Genomic DNA, 19353 nt, shown 5'->3' with positions numbered 1-19353 from the left:
AATTCAAAATAAAAAGAAATGTCTCAGAACGTATATATAGTAGATGCAGTACGTACCCCGATTGGTAAATATGGTGGTACACTGGCGGCTGTTCGCCCCGATGATCTGCTGGCTGATGTGATTAAAGCACTGATTGCCCGTAACCCTTCTATCGATGTAAATGCGATTGAAGATGTGATTGCCGGAGCGGCTAACCAATCCGGTGAGGACAATCGTAACGTAGCGCGTATGTCTGCCTTACTGGCCGGCTTACCGATTACCGTTGGGGGCAATACCGTAAACCGTCTGTGTGCTTCTGGCCTGCAATCCATTATGGATGCCAGCCGTGCCATTCAGTGTGGTGATGGTGAGTTATACATTGCCGGTGGGGTAGAGAGCATGAGCCGTGCTCCTTATGTAATCGGTAAAGCGGATGGTGCATTCGGCCGCAACCAGCAGATGTTTGATACGACTATGGGCTGGCGTTTTAGCAATAAGAAATTATCTGCACTGTATCACCCTTATACTATGGGCGAAACAGCAGAGAATGTTGCCAAACAATGGAACATCAGCCGTGAAGAGCAGGATCAGTTTGCCTTTGAAAGCCAGGAGAAATATCAGAAAGCACACGAGGCCGGTAAATTTGCCGATGAGTTGGTTCCGGTTACTATAGATTTAGGAAAGGGTAAGACTGCGGTATTCGATAAAGATGAGCATCCACGCTTGTCTCCGAAAGAAAAACTGGCAGAATTAAAACCAGCCTTCATTAAAGACGGTTCTGTTACTGCAGGTAACAGCAGCGGGATCAATGACGGAGCAGCAGCTTTATTGCTGGCTTCTGAAGACGCAGTGAAAAAATATGGTTTGAAGCCATTGGCAAAAATCATCGGTCGCGCTATAGCAGGTGTAGATCCGGCAGTAATGGGTATAGGCCCTGTACCGGCTACAGAAAAAGCATTGCAACGCGCGGGTCTTAAGATCGAAGACATTGGCCTGGCTGAGCTGAATGAAGCATTCGCGTCACAGTCTCTGGCAGTAGTTCGTGACCTGAAGATCAATCCTGAGATTGTGAATGTAAATGGCGGTGCTATTGCACTGGGTCATCCTTTAGGTTGTAGTGGTGCCCGTATTACAGCTACTTTATTACACGAAATGAAACGCAGAAAAGTAAAATACGGCCTGGCTACCATGTGTATCGGAGTAGGACAGGGTTCTGCGATTGTGTATGAATTAGTAGATTAATCTGTTACAAAATAATATAATCCAAAATAGTAAAGAGCTGCAGGTTTACCTGCAGCTCTTTACTATTTTGGATTGATCGGCCTGACTGGCGCAAGTGTTCTGTTAAGATCACTTGTACCAGCCTGATTGATCATGGACCTGATGAGGAAATTTGACCATCCTTAATATAAATCTGCATAAGAAACAACAGGCAATATTTCCGGGTTGTCATCTTAATGTAAAATAAGTATAGGATATTCCCGAATTGATAATTTTCATTCCTGATTTTATACTATAGCATATTCCGGTACTTAATAATTTCGCCGCCGAATAACAACTATATATAACATAAGAATGAAAGTAACTTCACTAACACTGGGTATGGCGATGACCACCATCGCTGTACAGGCACAGCAGCAAGCCGCTCCTGAAACACAGGATACCGTAAAACAACATGTACTGGACGAGGTAGAAGTATCGCAGGATCGCTACCGCGTTACAGAAAGCAGAACGGTAGGTAAGCTGGACCTGAAAGATATCGAAAACCCGCAAGTGTACAATACCATTCCGAAGGCCCTGCTGAAAGATCAGCTGGTCACCAATATGAACGATGCACTGAAAAATGCAACCGGGGTGATGCGTTTATGGGAATCTACGGGTCGTGGTGGTGATGGTGCTGAATTTTATAGTTTGAGAGGCTTTGCCGTGCAACCTTCGCTGGTTAATGGTATGCCCAGCATTACCAATGGTGGCCTGGATCCTGCCAATGTTGAGAATATCGAAGTTGTAAAAGGACCTTCAGGTACATTATACGGCGGTAACCTTATCTCCTACGGTGGTCTGATCAATGTAAATACTAAAAAGCCATACGAAAGACTGGGGGGAGAATTATCCTATATTACTGGTAGTTATGGCCTGAGCCGCTTTACAGCAGATGTAAATGCTCCGGTGGGCAAAAACGTATTTGTACGTCTGAACACCGCTTATCAGTACGAAAATACTTTCCAGGATGCAGGCTTTAGTCAGTCATTTTTTATCGCACCTTCGGTTAAGATCGTTGCCAGCGATAAACTGACCTTCCTGGTAAATACAGAATTTAAAAACGGTGCCAGTGCCAATGCACCAATGGTATTCCTGAGCCGCTACAGCCAGCTGTCCTTCAATAGCATGGATATATTCGAAGCGAACTATAAGAAATCATATACCAGCAACGACCTGACGATCAAAAACCCGACCTTCGGTATGCAATCTCAGATGTTGTATGAATTCTCCAAACAATGGAAATCGCAGACCGTTGTTTCCCGCAGCAATACCCAGAGCAATGGTTACTACCAATACCTGTGGGATGCCGCAAACGGAAATGAGTTTACCCGATACATTTCCCGTCGTAACGGCTCTACCAATGCTACCGGCATTCAGCAGAACTTTATGGGCGATTTCAAGATCGGTAGCGTACGCAATCGTTTAGTAGTAGGTGTGGATTATATGCAGAAGCAGATCCGCAACAGCAGTACCGGCTGGGTAGGCTATGGTACTGTATCGCTGAAAAACCAGATCGACAGCGCTATCCTGACTGCACCAGCAGTAGACAACGCATTACTGTCATCTGCTGAAGCCGTATCCAGTGTGAATACCCGCATCCTGAGTGCTTACTTCTCCGATGTCATTAACTTCACTCCGAAGTTAGCGGCCATGCTGAGCCTGCGTGTAGATAATTTCAACGGTATGCCTACAGCTTATAGCGCAGAAGAAATTAAAAACCAGACCACACTGTCTCCTAAATTTGGTTTAGTGTACCAGCCGGTACTGGACAAAGTATCGATCTTTGGTAACTATATGAATGGTTTCGTAAATGTCGACCCAGTTGAGGTAGCCAACCTGGATGGTACTAATAAACACATGAAGATCTTCAGCCCGGAGCAGGCTAACCAGATGGAGTTTGGTGTAAAAACCAACCTGTTCGATCAGAAAGTATCCCTGACAGCGAGCTATTACGATATCCGTGTAAGCAACAAAGTAATGTCTGATCCTAATAATGTAAATAACTCCATCCAGGGTGGTGAGGTATACAGTAAAGGTGTAGAATTCAGCTTACTGGCGCACCCGATCGCTGGCATGAACATCATTGCCGGGTACAGTTACAATGACAGTAAAGTAACCAGAGAAACAGAAGGTGCCGGCTATCTGGGCTTACGTCCTGAAGATGCGGGCCCGCAGAACCTGCTGAACTTCTGGGCTAACTATGTAGTGCCTGAAGGTAAACTGAAACACTTCTCTGTAGGTTTTGGTCTTAACTATGCAAGCGAGTACAATACCCTGAACAGATTTACAACAGGAAGCTTTACCTTACCAAGCTATGTGGTGATGAATGCTTCCATAGCTTATAATGCACCAAGATATACCCTGAATCTGAAAATGGATAACCTGACCAACGAGCATTACTTTGCAGGCTGGTCTACCGTTACACCACAAAAACTCAGATCATTATCTCTGGGCGTAAGCTTTAAATTCTAATAATGAGCCCATTCAAAAAACTCATACGTAAACTACATTTATGGCTCGGATTATTATCCGGGCTTGTAGTTTTTATAATAGCCATTACCGGGTGCATTTATGCCTTCCAGGAAGAGATACAGGATGCGACGCAGCCATATCGCTTTGTGGCGAAGGAAGATAAAGCGTATAAATTACCTACAGAGCTCCTGCCCATTGCTCAGGCACAATTGCCAGGCAAGGACCTGCACTCGCTGAAGTATTTTGCTAAAGACCGTGCTGTAGAGGCTACCTTTTATCATTACGAGCCTACTTATTACTATGCCGTATACCTGAATCCCTATTCCGGTGAGGTGTTGAAGGTAGTAGATCGCAATGCAGGCTTTTTCCGCTTTATACTGGACGGACACTTTTATCTCTGGTTGCCCCCAACCATTGGTCAGCCGGTGGTAGCCATATTTACCCTCATTTTTTTCGTGATGGTCATTTCCGGTATCATTCTATGGTTTCCTAAAAACAGGGCCGCCTGGAAGCAAAGAGTATGGTTTCGCTGGAAAGAAAGCACTAAGTGGCGCCGCAAGAATTATGACCTGCACAATATTGTAGGCTTCTATGCCTCTTTTGTAGCCCTTATTTTTGTAATTACCGGACTGGTATGGGGTTTTCGCTGGTTTGCCTATGGCTATTATACCCTAATGGGAGGGGAGAAAAGTCTGGTTTATGAAGAGCCGCTTTCGGCAAAGAACCGAGAGGTATCGGGCGATGCACCAATGATCGATCAGTTGTATGGAAAAATATTCCTAAACCAGCCGGGTATAGCCACGGCAGAGTTTCATCCGCCAGCCAGCGACAGTACCAGTATGGAAGTTGCTACCAATTCAGAGGTGGGTACTTACTGGAAGACCGATTACCGCTTCTTTGATCAGTATAGCGGAGCAGAACTATCTGTAGGTCATGTTTACGGCCGTCAGAAAGATGCTAAGGTGGCTGATAAAGTAATGCGGATGAACTATGATATCCACACCGGAGGTATCTGGGGCGTACCCGGCAAGTTGCTCGCCTTTTTTATGAGCCTGTTGATCGCTACATTGCCCGTTTCCGGAGTCATGATATACATCGGCCGGAAAAAGAAACAAAAGAAAACCATGCCTGCAAAGGCTCGTCAATAAACAACAAACAAAAACAGGAACAGAATAGTCTTTTGGCTATTCTGTTTTTTTATGCTTCTTTTGTCTTCTTTTTTAACAGATTATGAAGGCTTCCCGGTCCAGACCCATTCAGAAAATACTTATCATACGCTTTTCTTCTATCGGAGATATAGTGCTGACCACACCGGTTATACGCAGTGTAAAGCGTAAATATCCCGATGCTGAGCTGCATTATTTGGTGAAGAAGCAATTTAAGAATGTACTGGCAGGTAATCCGTATATCGACCACATTCATGTATTGTCCGAGGATCTGCAGCAGAATATTGCGGAGCTGAAAGCCCTGGATTTTGATGTGGTGATCGACCTGCACCATAACCTGCGCACACTTAGGGTCAAGAAAGCCCTGAATGTACGCCGGACCTATACCTTCGCGAAACTGAATGTACAGAAATGGCTGTATACCAATTTTAAATGGAATACTTTGCCGCCGAATAGTATTGTAGAGCGCTATTTTGAGGCTGTAAAGCCCCTCAATGTAGTGAATGATGGCCTGGGGCTGGATTTCTTTATAGCGCCGGAACAGGAGACTAAGAGAGAAGATATTCCTATGGGGCACTGGATGGGCTATGTTGCCTGTGTGATCGGAGGATCTTTCGAAACCAAACAATTTCCTGCAGATAAATGGAGGGCATTTGTTGAAGCCTGTCCGTACCCCGTTATATTGCTGGGTGGCCCTGATGATGCAGCGCTGGCTGCGGAGATTAAGACCGTAGACCCTGTAAAAGTATATGATGCCTGCGGCAAATTCAACCTTGTAGAATCGGCCGATCTGGTGCGTAAGGCAAGGGTAGTCGTGACTAATGATACAGGTTTAATGCATATAGGAGCTGCCTTTCAGAAAAAAATGGTAACTTTGTGGGGCAATACCACCCCCTGGTTGGGAATGTTTCCCTATTATGGGGCTAATAACCTGCAGACGACGGTAAGTCCATTATTTACCATATCGGAAGTAAACGGGCTTTCCTGCCGTCCCTGCAGTAAGATCGGATTTCATCAATGTCCGAAAAAACATTTTAATTGTATGAACCAGATAGATGTGGCACAACTTATATCGGATGTGCAGTCGTTCTGGAAAGATTAAATCAACAGATTTATGCAAAAATAATTTGTTGATATGAAATATTTGTTTAATTTTGCGCAAAATTTTTGGAGCATGTTTGCAGTTGTAACAATAGCAGGACAGCAGTTCAGAGTTGCTAAAAACGATGAACTTTATGTACACCGTCTTATCGGAAACGAGGGCGATAAAGTAGAATTTTCTGATGTCTTAATGACAGGAACCGAAGGTAATATTACTGTAGGTAGCGCGGTTAAATCTGTAATTAAAGCAGAAATCGTTAGTCATGAGAAAGGCGATAAAGTCTTGATTTTCAAGAAAAAACGTCGTAAAGGGTATCAAAAATTAAACGGTCACCGTCAATCGCTGACTAAAATCAAGATCCTGGATATCGCTTAATTTGCGATCCGGTTTCTACACTTGTATTAACATTTAAAAGAACTTAAGCAATGGCACATAAGAAAGGTGAAGGTAGCGTAAAAAATGGTCGCGACTCTCGCAGCAAACGTTTAGGCGTTAAAATTTTCGGTGGTCAACCAGCCATCTCTGGTAACATCATTCTGCGTCAACGTGGTACACAATACCACCCTGGTAACAATGTAGGTCTGGGTAAAGATTTCACGATCTATGCTTTAACTGATGGTATCGTTGAATTCAGAAAAACCAGAACTAAAACTTTGGTATCTGTTAGCGAAGTGGTTGCAGAAGCTTAAGCATAAATTTGCTTAAATAATATAATTGCCATATATTTGAACTTAATATATAAAAGTCGAACTTTTTTTATTTCTAACCCACAAAAATTGTAAGTATGGCAACTACTAAAAAAACTGCAAGTGCAGCAGCGCCTAAAAAGGCTGCGCCGAAAAAAGCAGCGGCTCCTAAAAAAGCTGTAGCAAAGAAAGCGGCAGCGCCTAAGAAGGCAGCAGCTCCCAAAAAAGCAGCGGCTCCTAAGAAAGCCGTAGCTAAAAAAGCAGCAGCACCTAAGAAGGCTGTAGCTAAAAAAGCTGCCGCTCCTAAGAAAGCAGCAGCGCCAAAAAAAGCAGCGGCTCCTAAGAAAGCCGTAGCACCAAAAAAAGCAGCAGCACCTAAGAAGGCTGTAGCTAAAAAAGCCGCCGCTCCTAAGAAAGCAGCAGCACCAAAAAAAGCAGCAGCACCTAAGAAGGCAGCAGCTCCCAAAAAAGCCGTAGCAAAGAAAGCAGCAGCTCCTAAAAAAGCAGTCGCTCCTAAAAAAGCTGTAGCGAAAAAGAAATAATTTTAAATTTTACATTTTTTTAAATGCTATCCTGCAACAGGATAGCATTTTTTTTGCATTTTGTACGTTATATGTATTATATGACCCTCCGATACCTGATTTACACCCTTGTGTTGCTACTGGCTATTTGTAACAGCACCGGCGCGTTTGCGCAACATATGTATGGTACTGTATATGACGAAGGTCTGGGTATTGAAGGTGCAGTAGTCACGAATAATAATTCCGGTTCGGTAAGCATCAGTGATGCCAAAGGAATGTACCGGCTCTCTGTCCGGCCCGGAGACTCTGTAAGCGTACGCCTGTTGGGATACCAGGATGTTGGGCTGAAAATACCTGCAACACAAAAAGGAGATTTCTTCCGCAATATATACCTGGAACCCTTTAGCAACATGCTTTCCGAAGTGGTCGTCAGCGGACTGACACCATACCAGAAAGATTCTATTGCCCGGAGAAACCTGTATGGACAGGCCTTGTCCAGGGAGTGGGTATCGGGAGGAGCAGCCGTTTTTCACCCGATGAGCTTTCTGGCACAGAAGGTATCGCGCAAAGCCAAACAGCGCCGCAACTTTCAGCTGAATTATGCCGGTTGGGAAAACCAGAAATTTATAGATATACGATACAGTAAAGAGTTTGTAGCCACAGTGGTTCCGCTTACCGGCGATACGCTGGCCTACTTCATGAATGCCTACCCGATACCCGCGGACTTTGCCCGTGCAGCCACAGAACTGGAACTGAAGATGTGGATCAAGTATAACTATCTCGAATGGAAAAAAAAGCCTCATATACCGGCTGTAACCCCACAACCTGCATTGAAAGATGAATAGATTGTTTATCCTGATTATACTATTGTTTCTAGCCCTTCAGTCAGAAGCACAGAAAACCCTGAGCGGGGTAGTAATGGACCTGGAAAGATCCGAACCGGTACCCTATGTAACCCTTACCAACCTGCGTACAGACATAGCTACGCAGGCCGGTGCGAAAGGTGCTTTCAGCCTGGAGGCCAAAGCCGGAGACCGCATTAAAATTAATCGCCTGGGTATAGAATCAACTGTATTTACGGTAACTGAAGAGATGTTCAGTTCTTACCAGAGAATTATCGTGCAATACAGCATTGGTACACTGGCAGAGGTAGATGTAACTGCACTCACCCCTTATCAGCGCGATTCCCTGTACCGCGATAGCCTGTACCGGCCTACATTGGCCCGTGAAAAAGATAAGGCTGAAGTCGTGATTACACCTGTAGGTATACTCATTACCAATCCCTTCTCATCCTGGGTGCAATACCTGGTGCCGAAGACCCGGCAGAAATGGAAATTCCAGAAGAATTTTGCAAAATGGGAAGAACAGAAGTTTGTAGAGACGGTCTACACTCCTGAGCTGGTATCAAGTATTACGGGCTTGAAGGGCGATAGCTGTGCTTATTTCATGAATGCATATCCGATACCTGTCCAGATGGCCAGGACAGCAAAAGAAACAGAACTGAAAAGCTGGATAAAAGCCAATTACCTGGACTATAAAAACAGCAGGAAATGAGAAGGCTACTGGTTTTAAAGCATATAAATTCCAGGATCAGTTTAATGCCTGGGAGCAAGAGCAGTTTAAAACATTTATTTATAACAGAACCCTTGTGTAGCAACTGACCGGTCTTAAGGATACAGAACAAGTTGCAGCTTTTATGAATGCCTATCCGATCCCGTATCTTTTTGCAAGGACTGCGAGTAAAATTGAATTGAATTCATGGATCAAAACCAGTTATGCCGATTGGAAGCAGAAAGGCTCACCGGTGTTAATAAAGTGAAAAATATGAACTTGTTATGATGTAAAACGTATGAATTACGATATTTTTACAACTTACAGTTCACATTACTCCTGAATATATGCCTAATATAAAATCTTTATCAGCTATCGGCCTTTGCCTGCTGTTTGCCGCAGCCAGTCATCCTGCCGTAGCTGCCGACAAAGACAAGAAGAAAAAAGACAAGAAAAAAGAGGAACCTGCAGTTATTGATACATTAATAGCACCAATCCCAATGAACCGCCAGATGTTTGCCGGCAAGGTAACTCAGGCCATAAGAGGTATTGATGCGAAAGACGGTGCTACCGATAAAGTTGTATTTATGGAAGACGCGGTAAAGTCTAAAGTACTGACCCAGACATTCCTGGTAGATGCTCCTTTACTGCTGATCAAAATAGAAAATTCTACGGCAAGTCATGCCAATAAAATCCGCTACGAAAGAGCATTGGCCGACAGGCTCAACGGCTTCCGTACCTATACCGGCGGTGATCCGGATGTGATCTATTATAAACGCCTGATGAAAAACTTCGAAGAGCTGATGAACGCAGAAGTAGGCGGTAAGGCACTGGAGTTTGTAAAAGCTAATCCGAATATATACACACTGGAAAATCTGGATCTGCTGGAAAACAGCACAGAAGCTAAGGCATTCCTGTATGAAAAAATAGGAGTAGAGCAGCCGGAAATGATGATCAAACGCCTGAGCGAGTTCTCCCGTGAATCGTATGCCGATCCGGTAATTGCAGCAGCAGCAAAAGTGGCGCCAAGCACCATTATGAGCTATGCAGCACCTACCTCAAAATATACCAATGTAATTCGCCGTAATAAGGATCAACTGGTACAAACGATTGTAAAGATTGTAGACCAGTCCAAGAAGCCGTTTAAAGTATTGCCCTTCCTGAACCAGATTAATGACGGGAGCAAAACCATTGCACAGATCGATCAGATCGCGCAAAATGATGATGCTTATTTTAAAAGCCTGGTAGAACTGAAGACATCGGGCAAAGCCTGGTCTGAAGTAGCAATAGATGAAGAGATTGCTTATCGCGCACTTAAATATGTGCGTACGGTAAATGAATTGCATGAAAAGGCAGATGCAGTGCGATTCAAGTCTGTAGAAGGTTTTAACCCTTCTGAGTACTACTTTATGCTCCTGGGCGGCCAGACCAACGAAATTTATACCAGCTCTTACCTGGGTATCTTCAAGCGTATGATGGCTAAAATGGGTACAACTTCAAGTTATGAACTGCTGGAGAAAGTGCGCATGTCTCACTTCCGTACCTTCATCCGTATGGCAGCGGGGTATAATACATTATCTACCTTCCTGACCAGCATGACAGAGGATCAGAAAACAACGCTGATGCGCTCTTTCGTAGCTAACCTGGAGAATGGTGGCCGTAAAGAACTGGCAGATGCTGTAGATGTGGCCGATGCCTTCGGTAGCCTGAATAACCCGGAGTTGATTACTTTCCTGAAAGATGAAGTAAAGTCCAACTACGAGCGCGTATACAAAGACAAATCTATCCCTGCAGATAATCGCGAAAAAGGGGTAATTGTATACGGCCTGCTGGGTACAATTTTTAATAATGCTTCCGATGCAGGGCAGCTGCAGGAAAGTGTAAGCGAGATTCCGCCGATCAATTTTGTAGATTATAATTCCCTGGTTGATAAAGACGGTAAAGTAATACAGCAGGTATTCTTCTACGGAGATGAAGACGGTAAGATTTCATACGGCAGCTTCCTGACCAATTTCCGTAATAAAAACTGGAAAATAGATGAGTCTAATCCGGATTGGATTACAATAACATCGCTTGTGGGTAAACCAACAGTGATCTATGCCAATCGCCCCCTGGAAGAGCCTAAGGATGAAGAAGCACAAAACAAATTATACGCTTACCTGGATGCCAACGAGATCTATCCGACCATTGTCATTCACCGCGGCCACAGCTATCACCTGGATGGTTCTCTGAAGAACCTGACACCAAAAGTGAAAATCGTGATGCTGGGCTCCTGTGGCGGTTTCCATAACCTGGCCAATGTACTCGATAAGGCACCGGATGCCAATATTATTTCTACCAAACAGGTAGGCTCTTATCGTATCAATGAGCCGATCATCAGAGAACTGAATGCGCCCATACTGAAAGGGGAGAATGTAGACTGGCTGGCGATGTGGAAGAACCTGGGTACTGAATTTTCTGCCAAATCTGTAGGCGATAAAGACCTGTTCAGTGATTACATTCCACCAAACCGCAACCTGGGTGCAATCTTCATTAAAGCATACCGCAAGATGGAGTTGAGCCAGGAAGGTTAATCTCATTTAAAATAACAAAACAAAAAGGTTCTGAGTCTCGCATTCAGAACCTTTTTTTGTACCTTTCTGAGAAAAATATACCATGGCTAAAAGCAATAAAATCAGGCTCTCCAAAATCAGTACACGTGCTCCGGAAGGGCTCAGTAAAGATCAGACCAAGAAGGAACTGTTTAAGATACTGGAAGAGATAGAAGAATTGCAGAACCTGCTCTATGCCGAGCATCAGCACAGCCTGCTCATCATTATCCAGGGTATGGATGCCAGCGGCAAAGATGGTCTGGTACGTGATGTGTTTAACTATGTCAATCCAAGTGGTGTAGTAGTGCATTCGTTTAAAGTGCCTACAGAAGAAGAGTTATCGCACGATTTCCTCTGGCGCATCCATAATAAAGTACCGGGCAGGGGCATGATACATGTATTCAACCGCTCTCATTACGAAGATGTGCTGGTAACCAGGGTACATGGCTGGTGCGATGATGAGCTGGCCACAAAACGCATGAAAGCCATCAATCATTTTGAATCCCTGTTGCAGGAACATAACAACACCGTAATCCTGAAGTTTTACCTGCATATATCTCCGGAGGAACAATTGATCCGCCTCAAAGAAAGAATGAGTGCACCCAGCAAGATGTGGAAGTACAATGCCAATGATATTGTAGAGTCGCAAAGCTGGAAGCGCTATATGAATTATTATGAAGACGTATTTGCGCATTGCAATGATGTGCCCTGGCATATCATCCCTTCCGATCAGAACTGGTACAAGAGCCATACGGTAGCCAGCATCATTCATAAGACCCTGAAGGACCTGAAAATGCAATATCCGGGATTGAAAAAATAGGAATGCGATTATATATAATCGGCGCTGTAAGGCCTCTGAGGATGTTGTGGCAAAGGGCAATCGTGTCCTGATGTGACTAATCGCTGATTGCAAGATGGGCAGGGATTTTCTACCACTGGAAAAGACCTTAATAAACAAAAAGGAATATGCACAAATGTGTATAATTAAGCCCGTATTCCGTAAGCAAAATAGTATTTTTGTTACCGTATTATGGCAAAGAAAACAGCAAGCGAAACCCCGCTGATGAAGCAGCACGGAGAGATTAAAAGCCGGTATCCCGATGCTATTTTATTGTTCCGTGTAGGAGACTTTTATGAGACTTTTGGTTCCGATGCAGTAGTGGCTGCAAAAGTATTAGGTATAACCCTTACTAAAAGAGCTAATGGTTCTGCAACTTTTATAGAGTTAGCAGGCTTTCCCCATCATGCGCTGGATACTTACCTGCATAAATTGGTAAAGGCCGGTTATCGCGTAGCCATCTGCGATCAGCTGGAAGATCCTAAAACGGTAAAGGGTATTGTAAAACGTGGGGTAACAGAACTGGTTACACCGGGTGTTGCCACCAATGACCGCCTGCTGGATAATAAGACCAATAATTTTCTTGCTGCCGTACATATCGATGATAAAGAGTCCGGCATTGCCTTTATAGATATCTCTACAGGTGAGTGTTTCGTAGCCCAGGGCAACCTGGAGTATATGGATAAACTCCTGCAAAGCTTCCAGCCCTCAGAAGTACTGATCGCGAAAGGTAAGCAGAAAATATACAGAGAAGAACTGGATCAGAAGTACTATTCCTATGCACTGGAAGACTGGATATTTCAGCACCATTATGCCTACGAATTGCTGACCAAACATTTTGAAACACAGTCCCTGAAAGGATTTGGAGTAGAAGACTGGCAACCGGCAATCATTGCCGCCGGAGCCGCATTCCACTATTTTAAAGATACGGAACATCCGCACCTGCAGCACCTTACTACGCTGCAGCAGATCAATGCTGCTGCCTTTTTATGGATGGACCGCTTTACCATACGTAATCTCGAATTATTACAAAGTCCGTCTGAGAACGGGTATACACTCCTGGGTAGTATAGATGAGACCATCACCCCAATGGGTGCACGTATGCTCAAACGCTGGCTGATATTCCCTTTGGTAGACCTGCAGCAGATTCGTCAGCGCCATAATATGGTCGAAGCATTATTTACTGCCACAGACCTGAATAACGAGATTCGCCAGCACCTCAAATCTATAGGAGATATTGAGCGTCTGGTAGCCAAAGTGCCCCTGAAAAAAATCAATCCGCGCGAAGTCGTGCAACTCGCCCGCAGCCTGCATCATACCGATGCCATTAAAGCACTGGCAGAGCAAGAGCAGAGCATTGCGGTGCAGCAGTTGCTGTCGTCTGTACAGGAAACACAATCCGTACAGGACATCATCAAGGAGTATATCAAAGAAGATCCTGCAGTATCGATACAGAAAGGAAATGTGATCTGCGATGGCCTGCATGAAGAGCTGGATAACCTGCGCCAGATTGCCTTTCATGGCAAGGAATACCTGGCACAGATACAGGAAACAGAAAGCGCAAAAACCGGTATCCCTTCCCTTAAAATTGCCTTCAATAACGTATTCGGGTATTACCTCGAAGTGACCAATACGCATAAAGACAAAGTGCCTGCAGAATGGATCCGTAAGCAAACGCTGGCCAATGCCGAGCGGTACATTACACCCGAACTGAAAGCTTACGAAGAAAAGATATTAGGTGCCGAAGAGAAAATACTGGCACTGGAATCACAGCTGTATGAATTCCTGCTGGATAAATTACAGTTGTCTTTAAAGACCATGCAGCATAATGCGCAAATCATTGCACAGATTGATTGTCTGCAATCACTGGCTACTATTGCCAAACGCCATAATTATGTGCGTCCCGAAATGGAAGACAGTGCCGTACTGGACATCAAAGCCGGTCGTCATCCTGTGATAGAGCAGCATTTGCCGCCGGGCGAAGAGTATGTACACAATGATGTATTGCTCGATAAAGAGACACAACAAATCATTATCCTTACCGGTCCCAATATGAGTGGTAAATCGGCCTTACTGCGCCAGACCGCCCTGATTACGCTTATGGCGCATATGGGTAGTTTTGTACCTGCAGGTAAAGCCGTTATCGGCCTGACCGATAAAATCTTTACCCGTGTAGGCGCCTCCGATAACCTGAGTGGGGGAGAGTCTACCTTTATGGTGGAGATGAATGAGACCGCCAGTATTATCAACAACCTCAGCACCCGCAGCCTGGTGCTCTTAGACGAGATTGGCCGGGGTACCAGCACCTACGATGGTATTTCCATTGCCTGGTCTATTGTAGAATTTATACAGCAGCATCCGAACAAAGCAAAGACGATCTTCGCAACCCACTATCATGAGCTGAACGAACTGGAACATAAGCTGGAGGGCGTAAAGAACTACCACATCACCCATAAAGAAACGGGCAATAAGGTTATCTTCCTGCGCAAGCTGGCGCCGGGCGGCAGCCGTCATAGCTTTGGTATACAGGTGGCTAAAATGGCCGGCATGCCTAATGGCCTGACCAAGCGTGCCGATGAAATACTGGCTATCCTGGAAGAGAAGAATAAAGATAATGGAATGGGTAAAAAGATGAAGCAGATTCATACAGATACCTTCCAGCTGAATATATTTGATGGCCTGTCTACCGATCTCAACAGGATCAAAGAGCTCTTGTTTGAAACCGATATCAATACCCTCACGCCGGTAGAGGCCTTGATGAAACTGAACGAATTGAAGAACGTCATAAAAGTATACCAGGATTAAGCAATGGATTATTTCAGTAATAAGATTTACGAGCAGGAAACATTTGACCAGCGCGTTATGCCGCAGGGCGAGTATGAGGGTTGTACTTTCCGCTCCTGCGAGTTCAGCAATGCGGTACTGAATGGTTATAAGTTTATCGATTGCACGTTTATCTCCTGCAACCTGAGCATGGCTACACTGGTACAAACCGTATTGCATAAAGTAAAGTTCGAGTCCTGTAAATTGCTGGGTCTGCATTTCGAATCCTGCAGCCCGATAGGGATGACACTCGCTTTTGAGCAATGTATTATGGACCATACATCCTTCTACAAAACGAAATTGCCGCAAACCAATTTTATCTCCTGCTCACTGGCAGAGGCAGACTTTACCGGGGCCGATTTCAAAGGCTCTGTATTCCGGGATTGCGACCTGCGCATGGCCCATTTTGAACAGACCAACCTGGAGAAAGCAGACCTGAGCAGCTCTATGAATATAGCCATGGATCCGAATAAGAACCAGCTGAAAAATGCGGTGTTCAGTATGCATAATCTACCGGGATTACTGGCAGTATACAAGATTAAGATCCGCTAAGTATAAAGTCTACATATTTTTCAGGCGCTAGTGTTCCGAAGAAGCACTCGCGCCTCTTCAATTCTACCTGAGGTTGTCACGGGCAATTGTATGCCATTCCCTTAGTGGCATTCGAAACACTAAAGATCAATAACACATAGCATCTTTTTCAGACTTTTAACTTTTTGCATTTGTATGTTGCAATATAATTTCCGCTTACATTTGTGCCGTTAATCTCCCGCAATGGCAAGCCTCCTCATTATAGACGACGAAGAAAAAGTAAGACAATTAATGGCCCGTATACTGGGTCTTGAAGGTATGGATGTACTACAGGCTGGCGATGCGAAGAGTGGTCTGTATAAACTGTCCCATGCCGATATAGATGTGGTGCTGTGCGATGTAAAACTGCCCGATGCCAGTGGCGTGGCTTTGTGCGAACAAATAAAGCAGCAATACCCGCTGGTTGAAGTCATCCTGCTTACAGCCTATGGCAATATACCGGATGGGGTGCAGGCAATCAAAAACGGAGCATTCGATTACATCACCAAAGGGGACGATCAGCATCGCATCATACCATTGGTCAATAAAGCCCTGGATAAAGTAGCGCTCGCCAAACGTGTGCAGCAGCTGGAGGCACAGGTAGGAAAGAAGTATTCCTTTGACAGTATATTGGGTACCTCAAAACAGATTGCCGATGCCATATCCCTGGCCAGAAAAGTGTCCCAGACCGATACTACCGTTTTACTGCTCGGAGAAACCGGCACTGGTAAAGAAGTCTTTGCACAGGCCATTCATTACAACAGTGATCGCCGCGATAAGCCATTTGTAGCCATCAACTGTGCCGCATTCGGAAAAGAATTGCTGGAAAGCGAATTGTTCGGATATAAAGCCGGAGCCTTTACCGGCGCACTCAAAGACAAGAAAGGCTTATTCGAAGCAGCTGACCAGGGCACGCTCTTCCTGGATGAAATAGGAGAAATGGAACTCGGCCTGCAAGCCAAACTATTACGCGTACTGGAGACTGGTACTTTTATTAAAGTCGGAGATACCAATCCAACTAAAGTATCGGTGCGCATTATTGCCGCAACCAACCGTAACCTGGAACAGGCAGCTGAGGAAGGCACTTTCCGCTCCGACCTGTATTACCGCCTGTCGGTATTTGCCATTCCATTACCCTCACTACAGGAACGCAAGAAGGATATAGGACAGATCGCAACGCATTATGCCGAAACCTTTGCCGCCAAGATCAATAAACGGACCATCCGTTTGTCTGAAGCATATATACAAGCCCTGGAACAACATCAATGGAAAGGAAATATCCGCGAACTGAAAAATGTAATCGAGCGCAGTGTGATCCTTGCTGATAGTGATGTATTAGATGCCGCAACCTTACCTTACGAAATTGTACACAGCACTACAGCAGCAACAAAATCAGTATCCGGTTTTGCGTTGTGCCATGTAGAAGAAATGCACATCCGTAAAGTATTGCAGCATACCAAAGGTAATAAGGCCGAAGCAGCCCGACTGCTCGGCATCGGTATTGCAACCCTTTACCGTAAAATAGAAGAATACAAGATCTCCTGAATTTCTTTTACCGTATAACAATCTCATTCTGAGAAAGAGCCTATCATTTTGATAGGCTCTTTTATTGTTTGTATCAACTGAAAAATTATAATAAATTGATTTTCAGTTATTTGTGTTTTATTTAATGCTATTGGCATTGTATTGGCATGTACTGTAGTGTACTAAACACAATACAATACATGATTCATGTCAAACACTCTATTCCTGCGGTAAAACGCAGGCCTTTAAAACCCGGTCCCGCAGCAGATGCATTTGCAGGGATTATAGCCCTGGCCTGGTGCCTGGTATTTGTACTGGGATTGATCACACAAATTTTCTCCACCTGAAATTCATTATATGCTTAGCCCGGTTTTATTCCTGAGTCTGCTCCTCTGCTTCGCCTTACTGTTTAAGGCCATTAGCTTTTTTGAAAAAATATAATACCATGATGATCGCATTATTCATCTTATCCCTGCTGGTCTTCGCATACATCTGTTATGTATTGCTGAAACCCGAACGATTCTAACATTATTACGATATAAGCCTTCGCTGCTTTAACCCCTTAATTATGAACACTGAAATACTGGGCATACTCGCGACCTTCCTGATCGCACTCTTACTCGCCCTGCCCCTGGGCAAATACATAGCCAGGGTATATGCCGGAGAAAAAACAAAGATGGATTTTCTCTTTAATCCCCTGGACCGGCTCCTGTACCGCATCAGCGGCATTGATGCCAAACGGGAAATGAACTGGAAGCAGCATATGATGGTCATGCTCACCATCAACCTGATCTGGGTACTGATGAGTATGCTTATCCTGATGTGCCAGCAATGGCTGCCCCTCAACCCGGATCATAACCCCAATATGCCGGCCGATCTGGCCTTTAATACCAGCATATCTTTTGTGGTCAACTGTAACCTGCAACACTACTCCGGAGAGAGTGGGGTGAGCTACCTGAGCCAGATGTGGCTGATGTTCCTGCAGTTTGTCAGTGCCGCTACCGGCATGGCCGCAGTAGTAGTACTGTTCAAAGCTTTTAAAGCCCGCAGTACCACACAGCTCGGTAATTTCTACACCTATTTTGTCCGTTCCTGTACGCGCATATTATTACCCTTATCTTCCATCCTGGCTATAATTGTACTCTTCAACGGTACACCCATGACCTTTGATGGAAAACAAGAAATGATCGGTCTGCAGGGAGATAGTGTAGCGGTTTCTACCGGTCCTGCTGCCGCTTTTGTAGGCATTAAACATGTCGGAACCAATGGTGGAGGCTTCTTTGCAGCCAACTCAGCACACCCCTTAGAGAACCCTAATTACGGGACCAATATGGCAGAGATGGTAGGACAATTGATCATACCACTCGCGATGATCTTTGCATTTGGTTACTTTATACAACGCAGACGCCTTTCCTGGATGATCTTTGGTGTGATGACCATCGGTTTCCTGATGCTGGCTATACCCAATGTAATGCAGGAAATGAATGGTAATCCAGCTCTGACGGCCAAAGGACTAAACAATACGATGGGGGCTATGGAAGGCAAAGAAGTCCGCTTCGGCGCCGCTGCCAGTGGCTTCTGGAGTATTGTGACAACCGTAATTTCCACAGGTTCGGTCAATGCCATGCACGACAGTACCATGCCGCTTTCGGGCATGAATGAAATGCTGGCTATGATGATCAATGCCTTTTACGGAGGCTGCGGTGTAGGCCTGCTCAACTTTTTCATCTTTATCATACTGGCCGTATTTATCAGTGGGCTGATGGTAGGGCGTACACCCGAGTTTTTAGGTAAGAAAATAGAAGCACGTGAAATGAAAATTGCGATGATCATTGCCTTACTGCATCCGCTGCTGATTCTTGCCGGTACTGCCTTAACAGTTACTATGCCTGCACTGGGACGCGCCACAGTGGCCAATCCCGGCTACCACGGATTCAGTGAGATCCTGTATGAATTTACCTCCTCTGCCGCCAATAACGGCAGCGGGTTCGAAGGGCTGGGAGATAATACACCCTGGTGGAATATCGCAACCGGTGTGGTGTTGCTGCTGGGTCGATTCCTGCCGATCATAGGCCCGGTTGCGATTGCGGGTATGCTAGCAGAGAAGAAATATATACCGGAGGGTAATGGTACCCTGCGTACCGATACCGGCACATTTGGTATGATGGTCTTCGCCGTTATTGTGATCATCACTGCATTGTCCTTCTTTCCTACACTGGCTTTAGGCCCGCTGGCAGAGCATTTCTCCATGCCTTAGCACCGTATTT

17 protein-coding genes are annotated in these 19353 nt (G+C 44.9%); all 17 read left to right on the top strand.

Annotation, left to right across the window (positions count from 1 at the left end; genetic code table 11):
• Window positions 1–18 precede the first annotated feature (18 nt).
• Window positions 19–1221 carry a thiolase family protein gene (locus tag EMP01_RS00300; RefSeq protein WP_129019500.1) on the top strand — a complete coding sequence of 401 codons (1203 nt, stop codon included), beginning with the start codon at window positions 19–21 and terminating at the stop codon, window positions 1219–1221.
• 333 nt (window positions 1222–1554) lie between these two features.
• A complete protein-coding gene (locus EMP01_RS00295; protein ID WP_202615964.1) occupies window positions 1555–3714 on the top strand; it encodes a TonB-dependent siderophore receptor in 2160 nt (719 codons plus the stop codon).
• A gap of 2 nt (window positions 3715–3716) precedes the next feature.
• Entirely contained in the window at window positions 3717–4862 is a 1146-nt protein-coding gene (locus tag EMP01_RS00290; RefSeq protein ID WP_129019498.1) for a PepSY-associated TM helix domain-containing protein, read from the top strand.
• 82 nt (window positions 4863–4944) lie between these two features.
• Window positions 4945–5982, top strand: coding sequence for a glycosyltransferase family 9 protein (locus tag EMP01_RS00285; protein ID WP_129019497.1), 1038 nt, complete (start codon window positions 4945–4947; stop codon window positions 5980–5982).
• A 33-nt stretch (window positions 5983–6015) separates the two neighbouring features.
• Window positions 6016–6357, top strand: a complete 342-nt coding sequence (gene rplU, locus EMP01_RS00280; protein ID WP_237559432.1) for a 50S ribosomal protein L21 — start codon at window positions 6016–6018, stop codon at window positions 6355–6357.
• 50 nt (window positions 6358–6407) lie between these two features.
• A complete protein-coding gene (gene rpmA, locus EMP01_RS00275) occupies window positions 6408–6671 on the top strand; it encodes a 50S ribosomal protein L27 (RefSeq protein ID WP_129019496.1) in 264 nt (87 codons plus the stop codon).
• A gap of 95 nt (window positions 6672–6766) precedes the next feature.
• The gene (locus EMP01_RS00270; RefSeq protein ID WP_129019495.1) at window positions 6767–7210 is read left to right on the top strand and encodes a histone; all 444 of its coding nucleotides are present in this window, start codon (window positions 6767–6769) and stop codon (window positions 7208–7210) included.
• Window positions 7211–7290: 80 nt separating this feature from the next.
• Window positions 7291–8034: a peptidase associated/transthyretin-like domain-containing protein gene (locus tag EMP01_RS00265; RefSeq protein WP_161971176.1), complete on the top strand. Its 744-nt coding sequence runs from the start codon at window positions 7291–7293 to the stop codon at window positions 8032–8034.
• Window positions 8027–8743 (top strand): peptidase associated/transthyretin-like domain-containing protein, encoded by a 717-nt coding sequence (locus tag EMP01_RS00260; protein ID WP_129019493.1) that lies wholly within the window; start codon window positions 8027–8029, stop codon window positions 8741–8743. The genes EMP01_RS00265 and EMP01_RS00260 overlap by 8 nt, the downstream gene beginning before the upstream one ends.
• Window positions 8744–9087: 344 nt before the next feature.
• On the top strand, window positions 9088–11313 hold the full coding sequence (locus EMP01_RS00255) for a hypothetical protein (protein ID WP_129019492.1): 2226 nt from the start codon (window positions 9088–9090) through the stop codon (window positions 11311–11313).
• 82 nt (window positions 11314–11395) lie between these two features.
• Complete coding sequence (locus tag EMP01_RS00250; protein ID WP_129019491.1) at window positions 11396–12151, top strand: PPK2 family polyphosphate kinase; 756 nt, start codon at window positions 11396–11398, stop codon at window positions 12149–12151.
• Window positions 12152–12361: 210 nt separating this feature from the next.
• Window positions 12362–14974, top strand: coding sequence for a DNA mismatch repair protein MutS (gene mutS / locus EMP01_RS00245; RefSeq protein ID WP_129019490.1), 2613 nt, complete (start codon window positions 12362–12364; stop codon window positions 14972–14974).
• Between the two features lie 3 nt (window positions 14975–14977).
• The gene (locus EMP01_RS00240; protein ID WP_129019489.1) at window positions 14978–15544 is read left to right on the top strand and encodes a pentapeptide repeat-containing protein; all 567 of its coding nucleotides are present in this window, start codon (window positions 14978–14980) and stop codon (window positions 15542–15544) included.
• Window positions 15545–15766: 222 nt separating this feature from the next.
• Window positions 15767–17107, top strand: coding sequence for a sigma-54-dependent transcriptional regulator (locus EMP01_RS00235; protein WP_129019488.1), 1341 nt, complete (start codon window positions 15767–15769; stop codon window positions 17105–17107).
• A 179-nt stretch (window positions 17108–17286) separates the two neighbouring features.
• Window positions 17287–17433 carry a hypothetical protein gene (locus tag EMP01_RS15470; protein ID WP_161971175.1) on the top strand — a complete coding sequence of 49 codons (147 nt, stop codon included), beginning with the start codon at window positions 17287–17289 and terminating at the stop codon, window positions 17431–17433.
• Window positions 17434–17513: 80 nt separating this feature from the next.
• A complete protein-coding gene (locus EMP01_RS00230) occupies window positions 17514–17612 on the top strand; it encodes a potassium-transporting ATPase subunit F (RefSeq protein ID WP_202615963.1) in 99 nt (32 codons plus the stop codon).
• Window positions 17613–17654: 42 nt separating this feature from the next.
• Window positions 17655–19343: a potassium-transporting ATPase subunit KdpA gene (kdpA, locus tag EMP01_RS00225; protein WP_129019487.1), complete on the top strand. Its 1689-nt coding sequence runs from the start codon at window positions 17655–17657 to the stop codon at window positions 19341–19343.
• Window positions 19344–19353 lie beyond the last annotated feature (10 nt).

Origin of the sequence: Edaphocola flava (genome assembly GCF_004118155.1) — a bacterium.
GTDB classification, from domain to species: Bacteria; Bacteroidota; Bacteroidia; order Chitinophagales; family Chitinophagaceae; genus Edaphocola; species Edaphocola flava.
This window is presented reverse-complemented; position numbering and strand designations above follow the sequence as displayed.